We start from the raw sequence: 25,689 nt of genomic DNA, 5'->3' as shown, positions 1-25,689 counted from the left end.
AGGGGCGTTTTTTTTATGGGGAAAAATAACAAATGCAATGTGTTCAAAAGTAAATAATATAGTAGCCCACTGTATGAATTAATCCATTTTCCTAAGGAAAATAGCGTGAGTCTACTTGTATTCATTCTACTTCGCGCATTTAATAAAAATTATCAAGCTCCCAACTTTTTACAGAAAGCTTTTAAGACAAATCGTTTAGGAAAAATATTGGGTTTAAGGTTATTCCGAAGCAAGGGGGAGGTATAATGTTCAAACGCATAAAAGAAGATATTGAAGTTGTATTTGAGCAAGACCCAGCAGCCAGATCCTACATTGAAGTAGTATTAACCTATTCAGGATTACACGCTATCTGGGCTCATCGAATGGCCCATTGGTTTTTCAAAAAGAAATTATATTTTATCGCACGTGCCATTTCTCAAATTAGCCGATTTTTTACTGGAATTGAAATACATCCAGGGGCAACGATTGGAAGGAGATTTTTTATCGACCATGGCATGGGTGTTGTAATCGGCGAAACATGTGAAATAGGAAATAATGTTACGATTTTTCAAGGAGTTACGCTAGGTGGAACTGGAAAAGAGAAAGGGAAAAGGCATCCAACGCTTAAGGACAATGTATTAGTAGCAACTGGTGCAAAAGTGCTTGGTTCAATCACTATTGGTGAGAATTCAAAGATTGGAGCGGGGTCTGTTGTCTTAAAAGATGTACCAGCGAACGCAACCGTTGTAGGTATACCAGGAAGGGTTGTTGTTCAAGATGGGATTAGAGTAAAAAAGGATTTGAATCATCGAGATCTGCCAGACCCGATTGCCGATATATGTATCTCCATGCAAAAACAAATAGATGAATTAAAGACAGAAGTAGAGCTGTTACGCCAAGAAAGGAGTAAAGGTCATGACAATAAAAATTTATAATACATTAACGCAGGAAAAAGAAGTTTTTGAAACACTAGAAAAAGGGAAAGTAAAAATGTATGTCTGCGGGCCAACAGTATATAACTATATTCATATCGGTAATGCTAGACCTGCTATTGTCTTTGATACAGTTCGTCGTTATTTAGAATATCGTGGATATGATGTAAATTATGTTTCTAATTTTACCGATGTCGATGATAAATTAATTCGGGCTGCCAGTCAATTAGGGGAAGATGTACCAACGATTGCTGATCGATTTATCCAAGCGTACTTCGAAGATACTCATGCCTTAGGTTGCAAGCACGCAACAGTCCATCCGCGAGTAACAGAAAATATGGATATCATTATTGATTTTATAAAGGGATTAGTAGACAAGGATTATGCCTATGAATCCAATGGGGATGTTTACTTCAGAACGAGGAAGTTTGATGATTATGGTAAATTATCACATCAATCGGTAGAAGAACTCCGTGTTGGTGCTAGAATAGAAATTGGCGAAAAGAAACAGGATCCATTGGATTTTGCATTATGGAAAGCAGCGAAACCTAATGAAATTTATTGGGAAAGTCCTTGGGGGATTGGTCGTCCAGGCTGGCATATTGAATGCTCTGCAATGGCAAGAAAATATTTAGGAGATACGATTGATATACATGCTGGTGGCCAAGATTTAGCCTTTCCGCATCACGAAAATGAAATTGCGCAATCGGAAAGCTTTACAGGAAAAACTTTTGCGAAATATTGGATGCACAATGGTTACATTAATATTAATAATGAGAAAATGTCTAAATCATTGGGTAATTTTGTATTAGTGCATGAAATCATTAAAGAGCATAATCCAACCGTTTTACGATTCTTCATGCTATCTGTTCATTATCGTCATCCGATTAACTATAGTGATGAATTACTCTCCAATGCAAAATCTGCTTTGGAACGGATACAAACAGCATATCAAAACTTAAATCACAGAAAAGAAGCCAGTACGAATTTAACAAATGATAACGAAAAATGGTTAGCTGAAATTCAAAAACATAAAGCGGATTTCATTCGTGAGATGGATGATGATTTTAATACAGCAAATGCTATTTCTGTTCTATTTGATCTTTCCAGAACGGCGAATTATTATTTGATGGAAAAAAATACATCGATGGAAGTAATCAATCAATTTATCCAGCTGTTTGAGGAGTTTTTCCAAGTGCTAGGTTTAACTTTTGATACAAAAGGGGAATTGCTTGACGAGGAGATTGAACAGTTAATCGCAAAAAGAATTGAAGCAAGAAAAAATCGTGACTTCCAAACCGCGGATCTTATCCGTGATCAGTTAAAGGATTTAAATATTATTCTCGAAGATACTCCTCAAGGAACACGTTGGAAAAGAGGCTAAACGATGAAATTACTAGAGTCAACGGTAAATCCAAAAGAATTAAATAGTTTAGCACTTGCCTATATGGGCGACGGTGTCTATGAGTTGTATGTTCGGCGTCATCTCATTAGTAAAGGTGAAATTAAGCCTAATCTTTTACAACGGAAAGCAACGAAATATGTTTCCGCTAAGGCACAATCATATGTTATCCATTCTCTTATGAATGAGAATGTTCTAGAAGAAGAAGAGGTAGCGGTAGTAAAGCGGGGCCGGAATGCTAAAAGCCACACGGTCCCTAAAAATACCGATATTCAAACATATCGCTACAGTACAGCTTTTGAAGCACTAATTGGATATCATTACCTTTTGGGTAATTTTTCCCGTCTAGAGGAGATAATCTATCAGTCATTTTCCATTTTAGAAGAACGAAAGGAGGGTTAAGGTATGGAAAATAATTATATTACCGGTAAAAATGCCGTATTAGAAGCAATAAAGTCAAATCGTGATATTAATAAAATATGGATCGGGGAAGGTTCACAAAAAGGTGCAATGCAACCACTAATCCAAAAAGCAAAAGAACAAAAGATTATTGTGCAAATTGTGCCAAGAAAAAAATTGGATGAAATGGTAGAAGGTGCCCACCAAGGAGTAATCGCACAGGTTGCAGCATACCAATATTATGAACTAGATGAATTATTTATGCGTGCAGAGGAAAAAGGGGAAGCGCCATTTTTTCTTATATTAGACGAAATAGAAGATCCACATAATTTAGGATCGATTATGCGAACAGCTGATGCGAGTGGTGTCCATGGTATTATTATTCCGAAACGCCGATCTGTCGGATTAACAACTACCGTTGCGAAAGCATCTACAGGTGCTATTGAACATATTCCGGTAGTACGTGTGACAAATATTGCACGAACAATAGATGAATTGAAGGAAAAAGGTGTGTGGATCGCGGGAACGGATGCTAAAGGAAACCAAGATTTCCGCGAGCTTGATGGTTCTCTTCCGATTGCCCTTGTGATTGGTAGTGAAGGTAAAGGAATTGGGAGATTGAATCTAGAGAAATGTGATTTTCTTATAAATTTACCAATGAAGGGGCATGTAACTTCATTAAATGCATCTGTTGCAGCTGCACTACTAATGTATGAAATCTATCGAAAACGTTATCCAATTAGGTAATTAGCATGGATATTTTACTTGTAGATGGCTACAACATGATAGGCGCTTGGCCAGAATTAAGAGATTTAAAAAAGAAAGATTTAGCAGCTGCAAGAGACCGCTTAATCGAGCTGATGGCGGAGTATCAGGCATATATGGGGATTCGCGTTATTATTGTGTTTGATGCCTATGTAGTAAAAGGATTGGAACGGAAGTATAAAAACTATAAACTGGAAGTTATTTTTACAAAAGAAAATGAAACAGCTGATGAAAAAATCGAAAAAATGGCTATCCATTTAACGAATAGAAAAACAAAAGTTTTTGTCGCAACCTCTGATTACACAGAACAATGGGCAATTTTTGGACAAGGGGCTTTTCGAAAATCAGCAAGAGAATTGTACAATGAAATTCAAGAAATTGGTAAAAATATAAATAAAAATATGCAATATATACAAGAAAAGAAACCTTTGTCCAAAATTCCTCTGTCAAAGGAAGTCGCCGATTTTTTTGAAAAATTCAGAAGAGGGGAATAAAAGTTGGTTGACGCTGAAAAACAGGCTACTGTATAATTAAAATTACAAATGCTAGGATCTGTTTGGGGTGATTTGTTTGCACGGCGTTGATAGATTAAATTCTAGCAAAAAATATAAAGATATGAATGATGAAGAGATTATTGAGCTAGTGCATATTGGGGAAAGTGATGCACTCGATTTTATCATTCATAAGTACAGACAATTTGTTCGCGCCAAGGCAAGGTCATACTTTTTAATTGGAGCGGATCGTGAAGATATTGTTCAGGAAGGTATGATTGGCTTATTTAAGGCAGTGAGAGATTACAAAGATGATAAGCTCACATCCTTTAAAGCTTTCGCGGAATTATGTATTACAAGGCAAATCATTACCGCTATTAAAACCGCTACGCGTCAGAAGCATATTCCACTTAACTCATATGTTTCATTGGACAGGCCTGTTTTCGATGAAGAATCAGACCGTACATTAATGGATATGATTTCAGAGACAAAAGCATTAGATCCAGAAGAAATGCTGATTAACCAGGAGGAATTCGATCATATCGAAGTGAAAATGTCCGAGTTGTTAAGTGATTTGGAGCGGAAAGTATTAGCCCTTTATTTGGATGGACAATCTTACCAAGAGATATCAGAAGAACTAAACCGACATGTTAAGTCGATTGATAATGCGTTACAGCGCGTGAAGAGAAAATTAGAAAAGTATTTAGAAACAAGAGAAATCACGAGTAATGACCTGCATTTATAATTATATTTGATTTATAAAATATCATTCCAAACAAACGGAGTAATTCCGTAAGTATAGAACGAATCTTCTAAAAGATTATTGACATACTATTAAATTGCATGTTACAGTTTGAAAGATAGAGATACTATTTTATTGTAATAAGTTTTGACACAAAACGGAAATAAGGTGAAAATCGTGTCAAAAAAAATTATTTTGGCTTGTGAAAAATGTGGTTCAAGAAATTACAAAACGGTTGAATCAAAAGATAATAGTGTTCGATTTGAGTTAAAAAAATATTGTCCAAATTGCCGTTTACACACAATACATCGACAAACATGAGTTTGTTAGATTTAATAGTGAATATATTTCCGGTCTTGGAGGTCTGTTATGCAGAAGATTAGTGGTTTCTTTCACGGCGTAGCTGAAGAAATGAAAAAAGTTCGATGGCCGCATCGTAATGAGTTAACGAAATATACCATTACTGTCATCACAACTGTTGTCATTTTTGCACTATTTTTCACGTTGATCGATTTAGGAATTTCACAAATTATAGAATTAATTCCTTAAATAGTGAATAACATATTTATCCTTTGCTATAATGGTAATAAATGATTAATTAAAACCCGGTCAACGGGTTTTTTAATTACTCAAAAATTTTATTAGATAGTCTGATAAAGTTAGGCTAGTTTTAAAGGTTATTGTTATGTACGTAAAAGCAAAGAAGTTTCTTCATTCTGCGGAATAATGAGTATAGCGATAATCTATAATAGCCAAAAGTTAAATTGATAAATCAGGGAGGGAAGGACAAAAGTCCTCTTTTAATGGAAAAAAATTGGTATGTAGTTCATACGTATTCAGGGTATGAAAATAAAGTAAAAACAAATTTAGAAAAACGGGTAGAAACAATGGGGATGCAAGATAAAATATTCCGCGTTGTCGTTCCTGAAGAAGAAGAAACCGATATTAAAAACGGTAAAACAAAAGTAGTGAAGAAAAAGGTATTTCCCGGATATGTCCTTGTCGAATTAATCATGACGGATGATTCTTGGTATGTAGTAAGAAATACACCAGGTGTAACTGGATTTGTAGGTTCAAGTGGATCAGGATCAAAACCAACTCCATTATTACCAGAAGAGGTAACTAGCTTGTTGAAACGCATGGGTATTGATGAGCGACGAATCGATATCGATATTGAACTAGGCGAAACTGTACAAGTAACCGAAGGACCTTTCCAAAACTTTACAGGAACTGTAGAAGAATTGGATAAAGATAAAGCAAAAGTGAAAGTATTGGTTAACATGTTTGGTAGAGAAACACCTGTAGAACTTGATTTTTCGCAGATCAATAAATTATAATCTAAAAAAACTTGAAATATGAATAGAAATCTGATAATATTTTTAAGTCAGTATGTCTCTAGAGTTTAGAGATTGACATTAGTTAAAATATATTTATTATATATATGAAATGAGTGGGAGGGGAATACCCCAATTACCACATCACGGACTTAAGGAGGTGTGTCTCGTGGCTAAAAAAGTCATTAAATTGGTGAAATTACAAATTCCTGCAGGTAAAGCTAATCCTGCGCCACCAGTAGGTCCTGCATTAGGTCAAGCTGGCGTAAACATCATGGGATTCTGTAAAGAATTTAACGCTCGTACAGCTGATCAAGCTGGTTTAATTATTCCAGTAGAAATTACGGTATTCGAAGACCGTTCATTTACGTTTATTACGAAAACCCCACCTGCAGCTGTGCTTCTTAAAAAAGCAGCAGGAATCGAGTCTGGTTCTGGTGAACCAAACCGTAAAAAAGTTGCAACAGTTAAACGTGATAAAGTACGCGAGATTGCTGAAACTAAAATGCCAGACTTAAACGCAGCAAGCGTTGAAGCAGCAATGGCAATGGTTGAAGGTACTGCTCGTAGTATGGGTATTGTAATCGAAGACTAATTGATTAAATACTATTTAGTTGTTTTTTGGGGTTGTGATGTGTTTAGCAAAGGATAAAGAAATGTCATCCATGCTTTTCAAATCGCAACCTCTATTCGTGGGAGGTTATTCCGTTAAAACCACAATCGAGGAGGATAATAATGGCTAATAAAGGTAAAAAATTTGTTGAAGCTTCCAAATTAGTTGATCGTACAAAAGCGTATGATGCTAAAGAAGCTCTTGAACTTGTAAAGAAAACAAATTTTGTAAAATTCGATGCTTCAGTTGAAGCTGCATTTCGTTTAGGAGTAGATCCGAAGAAAGCTGACCAACAAATTCGTGGTGCAGTAGTTCTTCCAAACGGAACTGGTAAGGTTCAACGTGTATTAGTATTTGCAAAAGGTGAGAAAGCAAAAGAAGCAGAAGCAGCTGGCGCTGACTATGTTGGTGATTCTGACTACATCAACAAAATCCAACAAGGTTGGTTTGACTTTGATGTAATCGTAGCTACTCCTGATATGATGGGTGAAGTTGGTAAACTAGGTCGTACATTAGGACCAAAAGGTTTAATGCCGAACCCTAAAACTGGAACTGTAACATTTGATGTTGAACGTGCAGTGAAAGAAATCAAAGCAGGTAAAGTAGAATACCGTGTAGATAAAGCTGGTAACATCCATGTGCCTATCGGTAAAGTTTCATTTGACGTAGAGAAATTACAAGAAAACTTGCAAACTATTTTCGATACTTTATTAAAAGTAAAACCTGCAGCAGCTAAAGGAACTTATATTAAAAACATTACTGTAAGTTCTACAATGGGTCCTGGGGTTAAAGTAGACGGCGCTACTATTTCTTAATAGATAGTTGACAAAGTACTACAAATTTGTTAATATAAATTTTGTTGATTTTAAAAATAACATTTATACCGTAGACAGTAGGTGCGAAAAGCTTAATTTCCTACCTAGGTAATGAAACATAGAAGCTTCAATTAATTTTAATTGATAGCTGATAACTTTGCTATGTATCAACCTCCATGTCTACAAAAGACCTGGAGGTTTTATTGTGGATCGGTATAGATGGAGAAATTTCTCTAGGAGGTGTATGTATGAGCAACGCAATTGAACAAAAGAAATTGGTGGTTGATGAAATCGCCCAAAAACTTAAAAACAGTGTTTCTACAGTTGTAGTTGACTACCGTGGATTAAATGTTGCTGAAGTAACTGAACTTCGTAAACAACTTCGCGAAGCTGGTATCGAGTTCAAAGTTTACAAAAACACATTAACACGTAGAGCGGCTGAAACTGCTGAATTAGCTGGTTTGAATGAAGTTCTTACTGGACCAAACGCTATTGCATTCAGTGCGGAAGACGTTGTTGCTCCAGCAAAAATCATTAATGATTTTGCTAAGAAACATGAAGCTCTTGAAATCAAAGCTGCTGTAATCGAAGGAAACATTTCAACTGTTGAAGAAGTTAAAGCACTTGCTGAACTTCCATCCAGAGAAGGTTTACTTTCTATGTTGCTTAGTGTTCTACAAGCTCCAATCCGTAACTTTGCTCTTGCTACTAAAGCAGTTGCAGATCAAAAAGAAGAACAAGGCGCGTAATTAATTTATACAATTAGAACATATAAAATAGGAGGAACTAAAAATGACTAAAGAACAAATCATTGAAGCTGTAAAAAATATGACAGTTTTAGAACTTAATGACTTAGTAAAAGCAATTGAAGAAGAATTTGGTGTAACTGCTGCTGCTCCTGTAGCTGTAGTTGGTGGCGCTGGTGCAGCTGCTGCTGAAGAACAAACTGAATTTGATGTAGTATTAGCTGATGCTGGTGCTCAAAAGATCAAAGTAATCAAAGTTGTTCGCGAAATTACAGGTCTTGGACTTAAAGAAGCTAAAGAACTTGTAGATAACACTCCAAAACCAGTTAAAGAAGCAGTTTCTAAAGAAGAAGCAGAAGAAATTAAAGCTAAACTTGAAGAAGTTGGAGCTGGCGTTGAAGTTAAATAATAGCTTCTCTATATAAATGAAAGTTAGCAGCTGCTAACTTAATAAAAGGCTCGCTTTATCAAGCGAGCTTTTTTTCAAAATAACAGCATTTCTTCCAATACATCTAGTAACCACCCTTACCAAGTTTCCGGCTTTAATTTGAATGCTGAAGGTGATATGAATGACGGAACATTATTATTCTAACAAACCGCAAACAGCAAGTAATCCGGTTGTATGGTCCTACCAATTAAAAGGCTTTTCCTTTCAGTTTCAAACCGACAATGGTGTCTTTTCTAAAAAAGAAGTTGATTTTGGATCCAGATTATTAATTGAAACATTTATTGATCCGGAAATAGATGGACCATTATTAGATGTTGGTTGTGGGTACGGTCCTATCGGTTTAGCTCTTGCAAAATCTTATCCTAATCGCGATATACATATGGTCGATGTTAATGAGAGAGCGCTCCAATTAGCGAAAGCAAACGCACAAACGAATCAAATAACAAATGTAATGATATATGAAAGCAATGTTTTTGATAATGTGAAGGCTAATTCATTTGCTGCGATTATAACCAATCCACCCATACGCGCAGGAAAGAAAATAGTGTTTGAAATACTAGAAAAAAGTTATGAACACTTGAGTGATAATGGTGAATTGTGGGTTGTTATTCAAAAGAAACAAGGTGCCCCTTCTGCAAAGGCTAAAATGGAGGAAATTTTTAGTGAAGTAGAAGTCGTGAAAAAAGACAAGGGCTACTATATTTTAAAAGGGAAAAAAGTTTGACATAATTATTTCCTTATGTTAGTATATTTTAATGCCAACATGTATTTACTTATTCACCCAATTTTTAGTTAATTATGTATATAATTACATTGAATTGGGGAAAATAGTATAAATAATGTATTCATTTTAAATAGTGGTTTTCTAAGGAAACCTCTTTTCTTTTTGTGGGGTTAGGGTAGTGAAATATCTTAACTTCTTATGATTTATTATGCTTTTCCAAAACGCTTGATTTGAGGGGTGAATCAGTTGACAGGTCAACTAGTTCAGTACGGACGACACCGCCAACGTAGAAGCTTTGCACGAATTAGCGAAGTATTAGAATTACCAAACCTCATAGAAATCCAAACCTCTTCGTATCAGTGGTTTCTAGACGAGGGATTAAGAGAAATGTTCCAGGATATTTCTCCAATTGAGGATTTTACAGGGAACTTGTCACTTGAGTTTATTGATTATAGCTTAGGAGAACCAAAGTATTCTGTAGATGAATCGAAAGAACGCGATGTTACATATGCAGCACCGCTTCGAGTAAAGGTACGGCTAGTTAACAAAGAAACTGGCGAAGTAAAAGATCAAGATGTATTTATGGGTGATTTCCCACTCATGACAGAAACGGGCACATTTGTTATTAATGGCGCTGAACGGGTTATTGTATCACAATTAGTTCGTTCTCCTAGTGTTTATTATAACGCTAAAGTCGATAAGAATGGAAGACGTGGTTTTTCTGCGACTGTTATTCCGAATCGTGGTGCTTGGTTGGAGTATGAAACAGATGCGAAGGATGTAGTTTATGTTCGTATCGATCGTACGCGCAAATTACCAATTACTGTTCTTTTACGTGCCCTTGGTTTTGGCACTGATCAGGAAATCATTGATTTAATTGGTGATAATGAGTACTTAAGAAACACTCTTGAAAAAGATAATACAGATAACATCGAAAAAGCTCTTATTGAAATATATGAGCGATTAAGACCAGGAGAACCTCCGACGGTTGATAATGCGAAAAGTTTACTAGTTTCTCGTTTCTTTGATCCAAAGAGATATGATCTAGCAAATGTAGGTCGCTATAAAATTAACAAAAAGCTGCATATTTCAAACCGTCTTTTCGGTCAAACATTAGCAGAGACGCTTGCTGACCCAGAAACTGGTGAAATTATTGCAGAAAAAGGTACTGTATTAGAAAGACGTACACTTGACCGTATTTTACCGTACTTGGAACAAGGGATTGGATTTAAAACCTTTAATCCAGTGGGTGGAGTATTGGAAGAGGATGTCTTAATTCAATCGATTAAAGTATATTCACCTGCTGATGATTCAGAAAAGGAAATCAACATTATCGGAAATGCAAATATCACAGAAGAGGTTAAACATATTACTCCTGCAGATATTATTGCATCCATTAGTTATTTCTTTAATTTACTTCATCAAGTAGGTAGAACAGATGATATTGACCACTTAGGTAATCGTCGTCTACGTTCTGTTGGTGAATTACTACAAAATCAATTCAGAATTGGTTTATCTCGGATGGAACGTGTTGTAAGAGAAAGAATGTCTATTCAAGATACGAACACTATTACACCACAACAATTGATTAATATCCGTCCAGTAATTGCTGCAATCAAAGAATTCTTTGGTAGCTCACAGTTATCACAATTTATGGATCAAACGAATCCGTTAGCGGAATTAACTCATAAAAGACGTTTATCTGCATTGGGACCTGGTGGTTTAACTAGAGAACGTGCAGGATTTGAAGTTCGTGACGTTCACTATTCTCACTATGGAAGAATGTGTCCAATTGAAACGCCAGAAGGTCCGAACATCGGTTTAATTAACTCGTTATCAACATTTGCGAAAGTGAACCGTTTTGGTTTTATCGAAACACCATATCGTAAAATCGATCCAGAAACTGGCCGTGTAACAAATCATATTGATTACATGACAGCAGATGAAGAAGATAACTATGTAGTAGCCCAAGCAAATGCGATTTTAGATGAGGAAGGTAATTTCCAAGATAAAGAAGTATTTGCTAGGTTCCGAGGCGAAAACTTAGTAGTCAGTGTTGACCGCGTAGACTACATGGATGTATCTCCAAAACAAGTAGTTTCTGCAGCTACTGCATGTATTCCGTTCCTTGAAAATGATGACTCTAACCGTGCGTTAATGGGTGCGAACATGCAACGTCAAGCAGTTCCATTGCTTGTACCTGAAGCACCAATCGTTGGAACAGGTATGGAGCATGTGAATGCGAAAGACTCTGGTGCGGCAGTTATTTGTAAGCATGACGGTATTGTTGAAAACGTAGAAGGTAAAGAAGTTCGTGTTCGTCGTATTGCAATTGTAGATGGTAAAGAAGTTACTGGGGATTTAGATCGTTATCGAGTGCATAAATTCATGCGTTCTAACAACGGTATGTCCTTTAACCAACGACCAATTGTTAAAGTTGGCGACCGAGTGAAAAAAGGTGAAATTTTAGCCGATGGTCCTTCTATGGATAAAGGGGAACTTGCTCTTGGTCGTAATGTAATGGTCGGATTTATGACTTGGGAAGGTTATAACTACGAAGATGCGATTATCATGAGCGAACGCCTTATCAAAGATGATGTTTATACTTCTGTTCATATTGAAGAATACGAATCAGAAGCTAGAGATACAAAATTAGGACCGGAAGAAATCACGCGTGATATTCCTAATGTCGGAGAAGATGCATTGCGTAATCTTGACGAACGCGGAATTATCCGTATTGGTGCAGAAGTTAAAGATGGTGATTTGCTTGTAGGGAAAGTGACTCCAAAAGGTGTGACAGAGCTAACAGCAGAAGAACGTCTCCTTCATGCCATTTTCGGCGAAAAAGCACGTGAGGTCCGTGATACTTCTTTACGTGTACCACACGGTGGAGAAGGTATCATTTTAGATGTTAAAGTCTTTAATCGTGAAGATGGAGACGAACTTCCTCCGGGAGTAAATCAGCTCGTTCGTGTATATATCGTACAAAAACGTAAAATTCATCAAGGGGATAAAATGGCTGGTCGACATGGTAATAAAGGGGTTATTTCCCGTATCTTACCAGAAGAAGACATGCCATATTTACCAGATGGAACACCTATTGATATTATGTTAAATCCACTAGGGGTACCTTCTCGGATGAATATCGGGCAAGTATTAGAACTACATTTAGGAATGGCAGCTAGAAGATTAGGAATTCATGTTGCTACACCAGTATTCGATGGTGCCCGTGAAGATGATGTATGGAATACATTAGAAGAAGCTGGTATGGCTCGCGATGGTAAAACAATTCTTTATGATGGAAGAACCGGTGAACCATTCGATAACCGTGTATCTGTAGGGATCATGTATATGATTAAACTTGCACACATGGTTGACGATAAACTTCACGCACGTTCAACTGGTCCATATTCATTAGTAACACAACAACCTCTAGGTGGTAAAGCACAATTCGGAGGACAACGTTTCGGTGAAATGGAAGTTTGGGCACTTGAAGCATATGGTGCAGCTTATACTTTACAAGAAATTCTTACGGTTAAATCAGACGACGTTGTTGGTCGGGTGAAAACATACGAAGCTATTGTGAAAGGCGAGAATGTTCCTGAGCCAGGTGTACCAGAATCATTTAAAGTATTAATGAAAGAATTACAAAGTTTAGGCTTAGATGTGAAAATTCTTTCTGGAAATCATCAAGAAATTGATATGAAAGATTTAGAGGACGATGATATTCCTTCATCAGATTCTTTAACTATTCAATCAGAAAACGGAACAAAAGAGTCGGAAAAAGTAGGCGCAGTTGAATAAGGATTAATAGAAAAACTCAATACAGGTAGCTCCTTTAAGGGTGTAAGTATTGAGTTTTTTTAACGCTATAGAGGCAAATTGGGTGTAATACCTAGAGCGAATAGGAGGTCGGCCCCTTGCTAGATGTTAATAATTTTGAGTATATGAAAATAGGTCTTGCTTCACCAGATAAAATCCGTTCATGGTCATATGGTGAAGTGAAAAAGCCGGAAACAATTAATTATCGTACATTAAAACCTGAAAAAGATGGGTTATTCTGTGAACGTATTTTCGGTCCAACGAAGGATTGGGAATGTCATTGCGGTAAATACAAAAGAGTTCGATATAAAGGTGTCGTCTGTGACCGATGTGGCGTAGAAGTAACACGTCAAAAAGTTCGTCGTGAAAGAATGGGACATATAGAATTAGCTGCCCCTGTTACCCATATTTGGTATTTCAAAGGAATTCCAAGTAGAATGGGTCTTCTTTTAGATATGTCACCAAGAGCTCTAGAAGAAGTTATTTATTTTGCTTCTTATGTTGTTACCGAACCAGGAAACACTTCTTTAGAAAAGAAACAGCTTTTATCTGAAAAAGAATACCGTGCATACCGTGAAAAATATGGTAATAAATTCCAAGCTGGCATGGGTGCTGAAGCAGTTAAAAAATTATTGCAAGACATCGATCTTGATAAAGAAAGTGTTACATTAAAAGAGGAATTAAAAACCGCACAAGGGCAAAGACGTACTCGTGCGATTAAACGTTTGGAAGTTATCGAAGCTTTCCGCAATTCCGGAAATGAACCTTCTTGGATGATTCTAGATGTTCTTCCAGTTATCCCGCCAGAATTGCGTCCAATGGTACAGCTTGATGGTGGTCGTTTTGCAACTTCTGATTTGAATGATTTGTATCGTCGTGTAATCAACCGTAATAATCGTTTAAAACGTTTATTGGATCTTGGTGCACCAAGTATTATTGTTCAAAATGAAAAGAGAATGCTGCAAGAAGCAGTAGATGCATTAATTGACAATGGTAGAAGAGGTAGACCAGTTACCGGGCCAGGAAACCGTCCATTAAAATCCTTATCACATATGTTGAAAGGGAAACAAGGTCGTTTCCGTCAAAACTTGCTAGGTAAACGTGTTGACTATTCTGGTCGTTCTGTTATCGTCGTTGGTCCAAACTTAAAAATGTACCAATGTGGTTTACCGAAAGAGATGGCAATTGAATTATTCAAACCGTTTGTTATGAAGGAATTAGTTGCAAAAGGTCTTGCACACAATATTAAATCTGCGAAACGTAAAATTGAACGTCTTCACCCTGAAATTTGGGATGTATTAGAAGAAGTAATTAAGGAGCATCCGGTATTATTAAACCGTGCACCAACGCTTCACAGATTAGGGATCCAAGCATTCGAACCAACTTTAGTAGAAGGTCGAGCAATTCGTTTGCATCCGTTAGTATGTACAGCTTATAACGCTGACTTTGATGGTGACCAAATGGCTGTGCACGTTCCGTTATCAGCTGAAGCACAAGCAGAAGCTCGTTTATTAATGTTAGCTGCACAAAACATTCTTAATCCTAAAGATGGTAAACCAGTTGTTACACCTTCTCAGGATATGGTATTAGGTAACTATTACTTAACACTTGAACGTAAAGGCGCAATTGGTGAAGGTATGGTATTTAAGGACCGTGAAGAAGCATTGCTTGCTTATCAAAATGGTTATGTTCATTTCCATTCAAGAATTGCTGTCCAAGCTGGTTCCTTAGGAAACCCGACCTTTACAGAAGAACAAAACAAGCAATTGCTCTTAACAACTGTAGGGAAATTAATCTTTAATGAAATTTTACCTAAATCTTTCCCATACATTAACGAGCCAACGAAGAATAATTTAGAAGATAAAACTCCAGAAAAATACTTCATTTCACCAACGGAAGATGTGAAAGAAGTTATTGCTTCTAGAGAATTGATTTCACCATTCAAAAAAGGCTATTTAGGTAATATCATTGCTGAAATCTTTAAACGGTTCAAGATTACGGAAACATCTAAAATGTTGGATCGCATGAAAGACCTAGGCTTTAAATATTCTACTAAAGCAGGTATTACAATTGGTATTGCTGATATCATCGTATTACCGAAGAAAAATGAAATTTTAGATGAAGCTCAAAAGAAAGTGGATAATGTGCTTAAACAGTTCAGAAGAGGGTTAATTACCGAAGATGAACGTTATGATCGCGTTATTTCCATCTGGAGCGCTGCGAAAGATGATATCCAAGGTAAATTGATGGCATCACTAGATAATATGAATCCAATCTTCATGATGAGTGATTCTGGTGCCCGTGGTAATGCATCTAACTTTACACAGCTAGCAGGCATGCGTGGTCTGATGGCCAACCCAGCTGGACGGATTATTGAGTTACCAATTAAATCTAGTTTCCGTGAAGGTTTAACTGTATTAGAGTACTTCATCTCTACACATGGTGCTCGTAAAGGACTTGCCGATACAGCCTTGAAGACTGCTGACTCTGGTTACTTAACGAGACGTCTCGTCGACGTTGCGCAAGATGTAATTGTACGAGAAGAAGACTGTGGAACAGATAAAGGTATACTAGTATCTGCAATAACAGAAGGTACAGAAATCATCGAACCACTTGATGAAAGACTAATTGGACGTTATGCAAGAAAAGTAATTAAACATCCGGAAACCGGAGAAGTAATTGTAAAAGCTAACGATTTAATCACTGAAGATCTAGCAAACGTTATTGTTGATGCTGGTATCACAAGTGTATGGATTCGTTCTGCATTTACATGTAATACACGCCACGGCGTATGTAAAAAATGTTACGGTCGTAACCTTGCGACTGGTCAAGAAGTTGAAGTTGGGGAAGCAGTTGGTATTATCGCTGCTCAATCCATCGGTGAACCAGGAACACAGTTAACGATGCGTACATTCCATACAGGTGGGGTTGCTGGAGACGATATTACACAAGGTCTTCCACGTGTACAAGAAATTTTTGAAGCGCGTAATCCAAAAGGTCAAGCAGTAATCACGGAAATCGCTGGTGAAATTACAGCAATTAACGAAGGTAAAGACCGTCAACAAGAAATTGTTATATCTGGCGGCATTGAAACACGTTCTTACACAGCACCATATACTGCAAGATTGAAAGTTACAGTTGGTGATATCGTAGAACGTGGTCAAGAGCTTACCGAAGGTTCTGTAGATCCGAAAGAATTATTGAAAGTTAAAGATGTTCTATCTGTACAACAATACCTATTACATGAAGTACAAAGAGTATACCGTATGCAAGGGGTAGAAATTGGCGATAAACATATCGAAGTAATGGTTCGACAAATGTTAAGAAAAATTAGAGTCATTGATTCCGGTGACACGAATGTCTTACCGGGAACATTGCTTGATATTCACCAATTCACAGCTGCAAACGAAGAAGCATTGCTTTCAGGAAAATTACCTGCAACTGGTCGACCAGTGTTGCTAGGTATTACGAAAGCTTCCCTAGAAACAGATTCGTTCCTATCTGCTGCATCATTCCAAGAAACAACAAGAGTATTAACAGATGCTGCAATTAAAGGAAAACAAGATGAACTTCTTGGCCTCAAGGAAAATGTAATTATTGGTAAACTTGTTCCGGCAGGTACAGGTATGCCAATGTACAGGAAGGCAAAAGTGAAGAAATTAGCTGAAACAGAAGAACCTGTTGCAGTAGATTAATAAAAAATAGTTGTCTGGATAATCATTTGTTATCCAGACAACTATAAAAATTCGTTTGAATATTTATTGACATTAAAACCACAAAATGATACTATATTTTAGGTGCTCCATTATCCTGTTACTTTGGAGGATATTCATATGTCTTATGAAAAAGTAAAACAGGCTAAAAACAAAAAAATTGGAACGAAACAATCGGTGAAAGCTCTAAAATCTGGAAAAGCAGAAGAAGTATTTATTGCATCTGATGCGGATTCGAAGATTGTTAAAGCTGTTATTGATACAGCGAAGCAAGTAAACATTCCGATAACGTATGTCGAATCTATGAAAGATTTAGGAAAAGCATGCGGAATTGAAGTGGGAGCTGCAACTGTTGTCTTAGTTTATTAAAACAGTTTTTGTAGAAGTATGCTACAAAGGCTTTGTTTTTGCTAAAAAATGAACCACCTGGATATGTGGGCTTACAAAATAACCGAGAAGGGAGGAAACAATAATGCCTACAATTAATCAATTAGTACGTAAACCTCGTCAAGCAGTTGTAGAAAAATCTAAATCTCCAGCTCTTAACAAAGGTTACAACAGCTTCAAAAAAGCACAAACTAACTTATCATCCCCTCAAAAACGTGGTGTTTGTACTCGTGTTGGTACAATGACACCGAAAAAACCGAACTCAGCGTTACGTAAATATGCTCGTGTTCGTTTAACAAACGGGATTGAAGTAACTGCATATATCCCAGGGATTGGCCACAACCTACAAGAACATAGTGTTGTGTTAATCCGTGGAGGACGTGTAAAAGACTTACCAGGGGTACGTTATCACATCGTACGTGGTGCGTTAGATACTGCTGGTGTAGACAACCGTAAACAAGGTCGTTCTAAATACGGTACGAAAAAACCTAAAGAGAAAAAATAATCGTAAAAACTAAAACATCTAGTATTCCTGTTGAAAGGAGGAATTTACATGCCACGTAAAGGTCCTGTAGCAAAAAGAGACGTTTTACCAGATCCTATTTATAACTCCAAGTTAGTAACTCGTCTAATCAACAAACTTATGGTTGATGGTAAAAGAGGTAAAGCTCAAACTATTCTTTACAAATCATTTGACTTAATCAAAGAACGCACTGGTAAAGATCCAATGGAAGTATTTGAACAAGCAATGAAAAATGTAATGCCTGTATTGGAAGTACGCGCTCGTCGTGTTGGTGGTGCAAACTACCAAGTACCAGTTGAAGTGCGTCCAGATCGTAGAACAACATTAGGTCTTCGTTACCTAGTAAATTACTCTCGCTTACGCGGAGAAAAAACTATGGAAGAACGTTTAGCTAATGAAATTCTTGATGCAGCAAACAACACTGGTGCTTCCGTTAAAAAACGTGAAGATACACATAAAATGGCAGAAGCTAACAAAGCATTTGCTCATTATCGTTGGTAAGATTTATATATCGTATAAAACTAAAAAACAGGTTTCTCTATTATTCACATAGACTATTCTAATAAGGAAGGAGAAATAGCGATGCCAAGAGAGTTCTCCTTAGAAAAAACTCGCAACATTGGGATTATGGCACATATCGACGCTGGTAAAACTACTACCACTGAACGTGTGCTTTATTACACTGGTAAAATCCATAAAATTGGTGAAACACATGAAGGTGCTTCCCAAATGGACTGGATGGAACAAGAACAAGAACGTGGTATCACAATTACATCTGCTGCTACAACAGCACAGTGGAATGGTCACCGCGTTAATATTATCGACACTCCAGGGCACGTAGATTTCACTGTAGAAGTTGAGAGATCACTTCGTGTACTTGATGGAGCTGTAGCAGTACTTGATGCACAATCTGGTGTTGAGCCACAAACTGAAACAGTTTGGCGCCAAGCAACAACTTATGGTGTACCTCGTGTTGTATTCGTAAATAAGATGGATAAAATCGGTGCTGATTTTATTTATTCATTAGGTACCTTGCATGATCGCTTACAAGCAAATGCTCATGCAATTCAATTACCAATAGGTGCTGAAGATGAATTCAGAGGAATCATTGATTTAGTTGAAATGAAAGCTACATTCTACGGTAATGACTTAGGTACTGAAATCGAAGTACGTGAAATTCCTGAAGAATATAAGGATCTTGCAGACGAATATCACGCAAAACTAGTAGAAGCTGTTGCTGAGTTAGACGAAGAATTAATGATGAAATACCTTGAAGGTGAAGAAATCACTGTTGAAGAATTAAAAGCAGCAATTCGTAAAGCAACTGTAAACGTAGAATTTTACCCAGTACTTTGCGGTTCTGCATTTAAGAACAAAGGGGTTCAATTAATGCTTGATGCAGTAATTGATTACCTACCTTCTCCACTTGACGTACCTTCTATTAAAGGTACTCGTCCAGATACTGGTGAAGAAGTTCTTAAACATTCTAGTGATGACGAACCATTTGCTGCGTTAGCATTTAAAGTTATGACAGACCCATACGTAGGAAAACTTACATTCTTCCGTGTGTACTCTGGTACATTAACTTCTGGTTCTTACGTTCAAAACTCTACTAAGGGTAAACGTGAACGTGTTGGACGTATTCTGCAAATGCACGCAAACCACCGTGCGGAAATTTCTGAAGTTTTTGCGGGTGATATTGCAGCGGCAGTTGGATTAAAAGATACAACCACAGGGGATACATTATGTGATGATAAAGATCTTGTAATCTTAGAATCCATGGAATTCCCAGAACCAGTTATCGAATTATCTGTTGAACCTAAATCAAAAGCTGACCAAGACAAAATGTCTCAAGCTTTACAAAAACTTCAAGAAGAGGATCCTACATTCCGTGCACACACTGACCCTGAAACTGGTCAAACAATTATTGCTGGTATGGGTGAGCTTCACTTAGATATCATCGTGGATCGTATGAAACGCGAATTCAAAGTTGAAGCTAATGTTGGTGCGCCTCAGGTTGCTTACAGAGAAACTTTCCGTTCAAGTGCGCAAGTACAAGGTAAGTTTGCTCGTCAATCTGGTGGTCGTGGTCAATATGGTGATGTTTGGATTGAATTCTCTCCAAATGAAGAAGGTAAAGGTTTTGAATTCGAAAATGCTATCGTTGGTGGTGTCGTTCCACGTGAATATATTCCAGCAGTTCAAGCTGGTTTAGAAGACGCTCTACAACGTGGTGTGTTAGCTGGTTATCCACTAGTTGACATTAAAGCTAAGCTTTATGATGGTTCTTACCATGATGTTGACTCCAGTGAAATGGCATTTAAAATTGCTGCTTCTTTAGCATTAAAAAATGCTGCTTCTAAATGTAACCCAGTTATATTAGAACCTGTAATGAGAGTAGAAGTAGTTATTCCTGAGGAATACTTAGGCGATATCATGGGTCAAATTACTGCACGTCGCGGACGTGTAGAAGGTATGGAAGCTCGTGGTAATGCACAAGTAGTACGTGCGTTTGTACCTCTATCCGAGATGTTCGGATATGCAACTGCACTTCGTTCTAGTACGCAAGGACGTGGAGTATTCTCCATGCACTTTGATCACTACGAAGAAGTACCTAAATCAGTTTCCGAAGCGATTATTAAAAAAAATCGTGGTGAATAATTGATTTTAATAAATGAATCTTGTATAACTACTATTGTAGGTTATTTGGTTGTTAAGGATTGGTAGTTTCTAATCCTTAACCTCCTATTTATACTTAATAAATATATTTATATTAAAGGAGGATTATTCCTAATGGCAAAAGCAAAATACGATCGTTCAAAACCACACGTTAACATTGGTACAATCGGACACGTTGACCATGGTAAAACTACATTAACAGCTGCAATTACAACAGTTCTTGCAAAAACTGGTGGAGCAGAAGCTCGTGCATATGATCAAATCGACGGTGCACCAGAAGAAAGAGAACGTGGAATCACAATCTCTACAGCTCACGTTGAATATCAAACTGACACTCGTCACTATGCTCACGTTGACTGCCCAGGACATGCTGACTATGTTAAAAACATGATCACTGGTGCTGCACAAATGGATGGAGCTATCCTAGTTGTATCTGCAGCTGATGGCCCAATGCCACAAACTCGTGAACACATTCTTCTTTCTCGTCAAGTAGGTGTTCCTTACATCGTTGTATTCTTAAATAAATGCGACATGGTTGATGACGAAGAATTATTAGAATTAGTAGAAATGGAAGTTCGTGACCTTCTTTCTGAATATGACTTCCCTGGTGATGACATTCCTGTAATCAAAGGTTCTGCATTAAAAGCTCTTGAAGGTGAAGCAGAATGGGAAGAAAAAATTCATGAATTAATGGCTGCTGTTGACGAATATATCCCAACTCCACAACGTGAAACTGACAAACCTTTCATGATGCCAGTTGAAGATGTATTTTCAATCACTGGTCGTGGTACAGTTGCTACAGGTCGTGTAGAACGTGGTATCCTTAAAGTAGGGGACATCGTAGAAATCGTTGGTATGACTGAAGAACCAAAATCAACTACTGTAACAGGTGTTGAAATGTTCCGTAAACTTCTTGATCAAGCTGAAGCTGGAGATAACATCGGTGCTCTTCTTCGTGGGGTTGCTCGTGATGATATCCAACGTGGTCAAGTACTTGCTAAACCAGGTACAATTACACCACATACAAAATTCAAAGCTGAAGTTTATGTATTGTCTAAAGAAGAAGGTGGACGTCATACTCCATTCTTCTCTAACTATCGCCCACAATTCTACTTCCGTACAACAGACGTTACTGGTGTAATCAACTTACCAGAAGGTGTTGAAATGGTAATGCCTGGTGATAATATCACTATGGACGTAGAACTTATTTCTCCTATCGCAATTGAAGATGGTACTAAATTCTCAATTCGTGAAGGTGGACGTACTGTAGGTGCTGGAGTAGTAGCTACAATCGTTAAATAATTATTGAGTAAATAATTATTTTTGTAAGAGTAGATCGTAATTGATCTACTCTTATTTTTATGTTTATATCACGAACTAATATTATTCGAATAACAATCATAACTAGATATAAGAAAAATAACAGAAATGAAAATATACAGTTAATGATTTAGCAAACATTGCTAGTATAAAAAATGGACAAAGAGTTGAAATAGTAGCGTTTGGAATGTATAATGAATAAGGTCGAACGTTGATATATTTTTTATAAAAAGTTGCAATATAAGCAGTTTACATGTATAATATTCAATGTTGGCTAAAAACGCGATGAAGTGAAAGGTTGCTGACACACCCGGCCGCTTTGCCATGGCGGATGTGCAGGAAATTTTCATGGAGAATGTCTATAAAAAGTAGGCGAAAAGGAGGGAAAATAATGGCAAAACAAAAGATTCGCATTCGTTTAAAAGCATACGATCATAGAATTCTTGATCAATCTGCAGAAAAAATTGTAGAAACTGCAAAACGTTCTGGTGCTTCTGTTAGTGGTCCGATTCCACTTCCAACAGAAAAAAGCGTCTATACGATTTTACGAGCAGTTCATAAATATAAGGATTCTCGTGAACAGTTTGAAATGCGCACACATAAACGTCTAATCGATATCGTTAACCCAACACCACAAACTGTTGATTCATTAATGAGATTAGATTTACCATCTGGTGTAGACATTGAAATCAAATTATAATAACAATATTTAAGAATTTTAGGAGGTGTGACTGATGGCAAAAGGAATCTTAGGAAGAAAAGTCGGTATGACGCAAGTATTCTTAGAAAACGGTGATTTAATTCCAGTTACTGTTGTTCAAGCTGCTCCAAACGTAGTTCTTCAGAAAAAAACTGTTGAAAACGACGGTTATGAAGCAATCCAATTAGGTTTTGACGAAAAACCTGAAAGATTAGCTAACAAACCAGAAAAAGGGCATGCTAGCAAAGCGAATACTGCACCTAAGCGCTTCATCAGTGAATTTAAAGATATTAATGTAGAAGAGTACGAAGTTGGTCAAGAAGTAAAAGTTGATATTTTTGCAGAAGGATCAGTTGTCGATGTAACAGGTGTATCTAAAGGTAAAGGATTCCAAGGCGCAATTAAACGTCATGGACAATCTCGCGGACCTATGGCTCACGGTTCTCGTTATCATCGTCGTCCTGGTTCAATGGGACCTGTTGCTCCAAACCGTGTATTCAAAGGTAAAGCATTACCTGGACGTATGGGCGGAGATCAAATTACCATTCAAAACCTTGAAGTTGTTAAAGTTGATACTGAACGCAACTTATTATTGATTAAAGGTAATGTACCTGGACCTAAAAAAGCATTAGTAAAAATTCAAAGTGCGGTAAAAGCTAACTAATTATTTGAGAAAGGAGGAAAAAAGGAATGCCAAAAGTAACGTTATATAATCAAACTGGATCCCAAGTGGGAGAAATCGAATTAAATGATACAGTATTTGGTATTGAACCAAATAATCATGTAGTATCTGAAGCTGTAATCAGCCAACGTGCTTCTTCTCGCCAAGGTACTTCTAAGGTAAAAAACCGTTCTGAAGTTCGTGGTGGTGGACGTAAACCATGGCGTCAAAAAGGAACTGGTCGTGCACGTCAAGGTTCCATTCGCTCTCCACAATGGCGTGGAGGTGGTATTGTATTTGGACCAGTACCACGTAGTTATAGCTACAAACTTCCTAAGAAAGTTCGTCGTTTGGCATTAAAATCCGCTTTATCTACAAAAGTGTTAGATAACAGCATTTTAGTGTTAGATACTCTATCTTTTGAAGCTCCAAAAACAAAAGAGTTTGTATCAGTTCTTAAAAATTTATCAGTTGATACAAAAGCTTTAATCGTAACTAGTGACACAAATGAAAATGTGTTCCTTTCCGCTCGAAATATTCCTGGAGTAAAAGTAATTGATACTAAAGGGATTAATGTTTTAGATATCGTAGGTCATGATAAATTAATTATGACTAAAGATGCTGTTGAAAAAGTAGAGGAGGTGCTAGCATAATGGATGCTCGCGATGTGATTAAGCGCCCCGTAATTACTGAACGTTCAATGGATATTTTAAATGAAAAAAAATATACATTTGAAGTTGATGTAAAAGCTAATAAAACGCATGTTAAACAAGCAGTTGAAGAAGTGTTCGGTGTAAAAGTAGCTAACGTTAACATTATGAACTACAAAGGTAAGTTCAAAAGAATGGGTAAATATACTGGCTACACTAACAAACGCCGTAAAGCTATCGTAACGTTAACACAAGATAGTAAAGATATTGAAATCTTTCAAGGATAATATTATTTAGAAGAGGAGGGAAAAACATGGCGATCAAACATTATAAACCTACCTCTAATGGTCGTCGCGGCATGACAGTGTCCGATTTTGCAGAAATTACTACTGACAAACCGGAAAAATCATTGTTACAACCTTTAAATAAAAAGGCTGGCCGTAACAACCAAGGTAAGTTAACAGTTCGTCATCAAGGCGGTGGACATAAGCGTCAATATCGTGTTATTGACTTTAAACGAGATAAAGATGGCATTCCAGGACGCGTTGCTACAATCGAGTACGATCCAAACCGCTCTGCAAATATTGCATTAATTCACTATCATGATGGTGAAAAGAGATACATCATTGCTCCAAAAGGCTTAAAAGTTGGTATGGATATTCTATCCGGACCAGAATCAGATATTAAAGTAGGTAACGCATTACCATTAGCTAACATTCCTGTTGGTACAGTTATCCACAACATCGAATTGAAACCTGGAAAAGGTGGACAATTAGTACGTTCTGCTGGTACAAGTGCACAAGTATTAGGTAAAGAGGGTAAATACGTATTAGTTCGTTTAAATTCTGGCGAAACACGTATGATTCTTGGAACTTGCCGCGCAACAGTAGGTCAAGTAGGTAACGAACAACATGAATTAATTACAATCGGTAAAGCAGGTCGTTCTCGTTGGTTAGGTAAACGCCCAACAGTTCGTGGTTCTGTAATGAACCCTAATGACCATCCACACGGCGGTGGTGAAGGTAAATCACCAGTTGGACGTAAATCTCCAATGACTCCTTGGGGTAAACCAGCACTTGGTTATAAAACTCGTAAGAAAAATAACAAGTCTGATAAATTTATCGTACGTCGTCGTAAAAAATAATGAGATTGGGCTACGGTTCATCTCTAGAACCGTAGGGCAATCACGAAGGGAGGTTCACTTATGGGTCGTAGCTTAAAAAAAGGTCCATTCGTTGATGATCATTTGATTAGCAAAGTAGAAAAATTAAATGAAGATGGAAAAAAACAAGTAATTAAAACTTGGTCTCGTCGTTCTACAATTTTCCCAGCATTTATAGGACATACAATTGCTGTTTATGATGGACGTAAACATGTACCTGTATATGTTACAGAAGACATGGTTGGTCATAAACTTGGTGAATTCGCACCTACGCGTGCCTATAAAGGTCATGCTGCTGATGATAAGAAAACAAGACGTTAATGAGAGGAGGGCAAATCCATGCAAGCAAAAGCTGTCGCTAGAACAGTTCGTATTGCACCTCGTAAAGCTCGCTTAGTCGTTGATTTAATTCGAGGAAAGCAAGTTGGTGAAGCAGTCGCTATTTTGAAGTTAACTCCAAGAGCAGCTTCCCCAATCATTGAAAAAGTACTAAATTCTGCTATCGCTAACGCAGAACACAATTATGAAATGGATGTAAACAATCTAGTTGTTTCTCAAGCATTCGTTGATGAAGGTCCAACTTTGAAACGTTTCCGTCCGCGCGCACAAGGTCGTGCATCACAAATTAACAAACGTACTAGCCACATTACAATCGTGGTATCTGAAAAGAAGGAGGGATAAA

Annotated in this window: 28 protein-coding genes and 1 other annotated feature; all 28 genes read left to right on the top strand. The window is 37.2% G+C overall.

What is annotated here, in order from left to right; genetic code table 11:
- The first annotated feature begins 245 nt into the window (after nt 1–245).
- Nucleotides 246–914: a serine O-acetyltransferase gene (gene cysE / locus OEV98_RS17105; RefSeq protein ID WP_263074570.1), complete on the top strand. Its 669-nt coding sequence runs from the start codon at nt 246–248 to the stop codon at nt 912–914.
- The gene (gene cysS / locus OEV98_RS17100) at nt 895–2,295 is read left to right on the top strand and encodes a cysteine--tRNA ligase (protein WP_263074569.1); all 1,401 of its coding nucleotides are present in this window, start codon (nt 895–897) and stop codon (nt 2,293–2,295) included. The genes cysE and cysS overlap by 20 nt, the downstream gene beginning before the upstream one ends.
- Before the next feature lie 3 nt (nt 2,296–2,298).
- Nucleotides 2,299–2,715: a Mini-ribonuclease 3 gene (locus OEV98_RS17095; protein ID WP_263074568.1), complete on the top strand. Its 417-nt coding sequence runs from the start codon at nt 2,299–2,301 to the stop codon at nt 2,713–2,715.
- Between the two features lie 3 nt (nt 2,716–2,718).
- Entirely contained in the window at nt 2,719–3,459 is a 741-nt protein-coding gene (rlmB, locus tag OEV98_RS17090) for a 23S rRNA (guanosine(2251)-2'-O)-methyltransferase RlmB (RefSeq protein WP_263074567.1), read from the top strand.
- 5 nt (nt 3,460–3,464) lie between these two features.
- A complete protein-coding gene (locus OEV98_RS17085) occupies nt 3,465–3,971 on the top strand; it encodes an NYN domain-containing protein (RefSeq protein ID WP_263074566.1) in 507 nt (168 codons plus the stop codon).
- 76 nt (nt 3,972–4,047) lie between these two features.
- On the top strand, nt 4,048–4,713 hold the full coding sequence (gene sigH / locus OEV98_RS17080) for an RNA polymerase sporulation sigma factor SigH (protein WP_263074565.1): 666 nt from the start codon (nt 4,048–4,050) through the stop codon (nt 4,711–4,713).
- Nucleotides 4,714–4,878: 165 nt separating this feature from the next.
- Complete coding sequence (rpmG, locus tag OEV98_RS17075; RefSeq protein ID WP_317633830.1) at nt 4,879–5,031, top strand: 50S ribosomal protein L33; 153 nt, start codon at nt 4,879–4,881, stop codon at nt 5,029–5,031.
- A gap of 48 nt (nt 5,032–5,079) precedes the next feature.
- A complete protein-coding gene (gene secE, locus OEV98_RS17070) occupies nt 5,080–5,259 on the top strand; it encodes a preprotein translocase subunit SecE (RefSeq protein WP_263074563.1) in 180 nt (59 codons plus the stop codon).
- A 254-nt stretch (nt 5,260–5,513) separates the two neighbouring features.
- The gene (gene nusG / locus OEV98_RS17065) at nt 5,514–6,047 is read left to right on the top strand and encodes a transcription termination/antitermination protein NusG (protein WP_263074562.1); all 534 of its coding nucleotides are present in this window, start codon (nt 5,514–5,516) and stop codon (nt 6,045–6,047) included.
- A 166-nt stretch (nt 6,048–6,213) separates the two neighbouring features.
- Complete coding sequence (gene rplK / locus OEV98_RS17060; RefSeq protein WP_263074561.1) at nt 6,214–6,639, top strand: 50S ribosomal protein L11; 426 nt, start codon at nt 6,214–6,216, stop codon at nt 6,637–6,639.
- Nucleotides 6,640–6,779: 140 nt separating this feature from the next.
- The gene (gene rplA, locus OEV98_RS17055) at nt 6,780–7,472 is read left to right on the top strand and encodes a 50S ribosomal protein L1 (RefSeq protein ID WP_263074560.1); all 693 of its coding nucleotides are present in this window, start codon (nt 6,780–6,782) and stop codon (nt 7,470–7,472) included.
- Nucleotides 7,473–7,522: 50 nt separating this feature from the next.
- Nucleotides 7,523–7,685, top strand: a sequence feature (ribosomal protein L10 leader region).
- Nucleotides 7,686–7,720: 35 nt separating this feature from the next.
- On the top strand, nt 7,721–8,221 hold the full coding sequence (rplJ, locus tag OEV98_RS17050) for a 50S ribosomal protein L10 (protein WP_263074559.1): 501 nt from the start codon (nt 7,721–7,723) through the stop codon (nt 8,219–8,221).
- A gap of 43 nt (nt 8,222–8,264) precedes the next feature.
- Nucleotides 8,265–8,627: a 50S ribosomal protein L7/L12 gene (gene rplL, locus OEV98_RS17045; protein ID WP_263074558.1), complete on the top strand. Its 363-nt coding sequence runs from the start codon at nt 8,265–8,267 to the stop codon at nt 8,625–8,627.
- 160 nt (nt 8,628–8,787) lie between these two features.
- Nucleotides 8,788–9,390 (top strand): class I SAM-dependent methyltransferase, encoded by a 603-nt coding sequence (locus OEV98_RS17040; RefSeq protein WP_263074557.1) that lies wholly within the window; start codon nt 8,788–8,790, stop codon nt 9,388–9,390.
- A gap of 246 nt (nt 9,391–9,636) precedes the next feature.
- Complete coding sequence (rpoB, locus tag OEV98_RS17035; protein WP_263074556.1) at nt 9,637–13,194, top strand: DNA-directed RNA polymerase subunit beta; 3,558 nt, start codon at nt 9,637–9,639, stop codon at nt 13,192–13,194.
- Between the two features lie 116 nt (nt 13,195–13,310).
- A complete protein-coding gene (rpoC, locus tag OEV98_RS17030; protein WP_263074555.1) occupies nt 13,311–16,907 on the top strand; it encodes a DNA-directed RNA polymerase subunit beta' in 3,597 nt (1,198 codons plus the stop codon).
- Between the two features lie 138 nt (nt 16,908–17,045).
- The gene (locus OEV98_RS17025; RefSeq protein ID WP_263074554.1) at nt 17,046–17,294 is read left to right on the top strand and encodes a 50S ribosomal protein L7ae-like protein; all 249 of its coding nucleotides are present in this window, start codon (nt 17,046–17,048) and stop codon (nt 17,292–17,294) included.
- A 103-nt stretch (nt 17,295–17,397) separates the two neighbouring features.
- On the top strand, nt 17,398–17,817 hold the full coding sequence (gene rpsL / locus OEV98_RS17020; protein WP_263074553.1) for a 30S ribosomal protein S12: 420 nt from the start codon (nt 17,398–17,400) through the stop codon (nt 17,815–17,817).
- A gap of 48 nt (nt 17,818–17,865) precedes the next feature.
- Entirely contained in the window at nt 17,866–18,336 is a 471-nt protein-coding gene (gene rpsG, locus OEV98_RS17015) for a 30S ribosomal protein S7 (protein WP_263074552.1), read from the top strand.
- Between the two features lie 81 nt (nt 18,337–18,417).
- The gene (fusA, locus tag OEV98_RS17010; protein ID WP_263074551.1) at nt 18,418–20,496 is read left to right on the top strand and encodes an elongation factor G; all 2,079 of its coding nucleotides are present in this window, start codon (nt 18,418–18,420) and stop codon (nt 20,494–20,496) included.
- A gap of 132 nt (nt 20,497–20,628) precedes the next feature.
- On the top strand, nt 20,629–21,816 hold the full coding sequence (tuf, locus tag OEV98_RS17005; protein ID WP_263074550.1) for an elongation factor Tu: 1,188 nt from the start codon (nt 20,629–20,631) through the stop codon (nt 21,814–21,816).
- 409 nt (nt 21,817–22,225) lie between these two features.
- Nucleotides 22,226–22,534, top strand: a complete 309-nt coding sequence (rpsJ, locus tag OEV98_RS17000) for a 30S ribosomal protein S10 (protein ID WP_025729837.1) — start codon at nt 22,226–22,228, stop codon at nt 22,532–22,534.
- A 34-nt stretch (nt 22,535–22,568) separates the two neighbouring features.
- Complete coding sequence (gene rplC, locus OEV98_RS16995; protein ID WP_263074549.1) at nt 22,569–23,198, top strand: 50S ribosomal protein L3; 630 nt, start codon at nt 22,569–22,571, stop codon at nt 23,196–23,198.
- Between the two features lie 26 nt (nt 23,199–23,224).
- Nucleotides 23,225–23,848, top strand: coding sequence for a 50S ribosomal protein L4 (gene rplD, locus OEV98_RS16990; protein WP_263074548.1), 624 nt, complete (start codon nt 23,225–23,227; stop codon nt 23,846–23,848).
- A complete protein-coding gene (gene rplW, locus OEV98_RS16985) occupies nt 23,848–24,132 on the top strand; it encodes a 50S ribosomal protein L23 (RefSeq protein WP_317633829.1) in 285 nt (94 codons plus the stop codon). The genes rplD and rplW overlap by 1 nt, the downstream gene beginning before the upstream one ends.
- Nucleotides 24,133–24,158: 26 nt before the next feature.
- Entirely contained in the window at nt 24,159–24,989 is an 831-nt protein-coding gene (gene rplB, locus OEV98_RS16980; protein WP_263074547.1) for a 50S ribosomal protein L2, read from the top strand.
- A gap of 60 nt (nt 24,990–25,049) precedes the next feature.
- Nucleotides 25,050–25,328 carry a 30S ribosomal protein S19 gene (rpsS, locus tag OEV98_RS16975; protein WP_263074546.1) on the top strand — a complete coding sequence of 93 codons (279 nt, stop codon included), beginning with the start codon at nt 25,050–25,052 and terminating at the stop codon, nt 25,326–25,328.
- Between the two features lie 18 nt (nt 25,329–25,346).
- Nucleotides 25,347–25,688 (top strand): 50S ribosomal protein L22, encoded by a 342-nt coding sequence (rplV, locus tag OEV98_RS16970; RefSeq protein ID WP_263074545.1) that lies wholly within the window; start codon nt 25,347–25,349, stop codon nt 25,686–25,688.
- Nucleotide 25,689: the final 1 nt, after the last annotated feature.

This window comes from Perspicuibacillus lycopersici, from assembly GCF_025660475.1.
In the GTDB taxonomy this organism is placed as follows: domain Bacteria; phylum Bacillota; class Bacilli; order Bacillales; family Caldibacillaceae; genus Perspicuibacillus; species Perspicuibacillus lycopersici.
This window is presented reverse-complemented; position numbering and strand designations above follow the sequence as displayed.

Bases quoted from the DNA above. Each gene is read 5' to 3' on its own strand.
- cysE (WP_263074570.1), top strand. From the start codon at position 246: ATGTTCAAACGCATAAAAGAAGATATTGAAGTTGTATTTGAGCAAGAC.
- cysS (WP_263074569.1), top strand. From the start codon at position 895: ATGACAATAAAAATTTATAATACATTAACGCAGGAAAAAGAAGTTTTT.
- OEV98_RS17095 (WP_263074568.1), top strand. From the start codon at position 2,299: ATGAAATTACTAGAGTCAACGGTAAATCCAAAAGAATTAAATAGTTTA.
- rlmB (WP_263074567.1), top strand. From the start codon at position 2,719: ATGGAAAATAATTATATTACCGGTAAAAATGCCGTATTAGAAGCAATA.
- OEV98_RS17085 (WP_263074566.1), top strand. From the start codon at position 3,465: ATGGATATTTTACTTGTAGATGGCTACAACATGATAGGCGCTTGGCCA.
- secE (WP_263074563.1), top strand. From the start codon at position 5,080: ATGCAGAAGATTAGTGGTTTCTTTCACGGCGTAGCTGAAGAAATGAAA.
- nusG (WP_263074562.1), top strand. From the start codon at position 5,514: ATGGAAAAAAATTGGTATGTAGTTCATACGTATTCAGGGTATGAAAAT.
- rplA (WP_263074560.1), top strand. From the start codon at position 6,780: ATGGCTAATAAAGGTAAAAAATTTGTTGAAGCTTCCAAATTAGTTGAT.
- rplJ (WP_263074559.1), top strand. From the start codon at position 7,721: ATGAGCAACGCAATTGAACAAAAGAAATTGGTGGTTGATGAAATCGCC.
- rplL (WP_263074558.1), top strand. From the start codon at position 8,265: ATGACTAAAGAACAAATCATTGAAGCTGTAAAAAATATGACAGTTTTA.
- OEV98_RS17040 (WP_263074557.1), top strand. From the start codon at position 8,788: ATGACGGAACATTATTATTCTAACAAACCGCAAACAGCAAGTAATCCG.
- OEV98_RS17025 (WP_263074554.1), top strand. From the start codon at position 17,046: ATGTCTTATGAAAAAGTAAAACAGGCTAAAAACAAAAAAATTGGAACG.
- rpsL (WP_263074553.1), top strand. From the start codon at position 17,398: ATGCCTACAATTAATCAATTAGTACGTAAACCTCGTCAAGCAGTTGTA.
- rpsG (WP_263074552.1), top strand. From the start codon at position 17,866: ATGCCACGTAAAGGTCCTGTAGCAAAAAGAGACGTTTTACCAGATCCT.
- fusA (WP_263074551.1), top strand. From the start codon at position 18,418: ATGCCAAGAGAGTTCTCCTTAGAAAAAACTCGCAACATTGGGATTATG.
- tuf (WP_263074550.1), top strand. From the start codon at position 20,629: ATGGCAAAAGCAAAATACGATCGTTCAAAACCACACGTTAACATTGGT.
- rpsJ (WP_025729837.1), top strand. From the start codon at position 22,226: ATGGCAAAACAAAAGATTCGCATTCGTTTAAAAGCATACGATCATAGA.
- rplC (WP_263074549.1), top strand. From the start codon at position 22,569: ATGGCAAAAGGAATCTTAGGAAGAAAAGTCGGTATGACGCAAGTATTC.
- rplD (WP_263074548.1), top strand. From the start codon at position 23,225: ATGCCAAAAGTAACGTTATATAATCAAACTGGATCCCAAGTGGGAGAA.
- rplW (WP_317633829.1), top strand. From the start codon at position 23,848: ATGGATGCTCGCGATGTGATTAAGCGCCCCGTAATTACTGAACGTTCA.
- rplB (WP_263074547.1), top strand. From the start codon at position 24,159: ATGGCGATCAAACATTATAAACCTACCTCTAATGGTCGTCGCGGCATG.
- rpsS (WP_263074546.1), top strand. From the start codon at position 25,050: ATGGGTCGTAGCTTAAAAAAAGGTCCATTCGTTGATGATCATTTGATT.
- rplV (WP_263074545.1), top strand. From the start codon at position 25,347: ATGCAAGCAAAAGCTGTCGCTAGAACAGTTCGTATTGCACCTCGTAAA.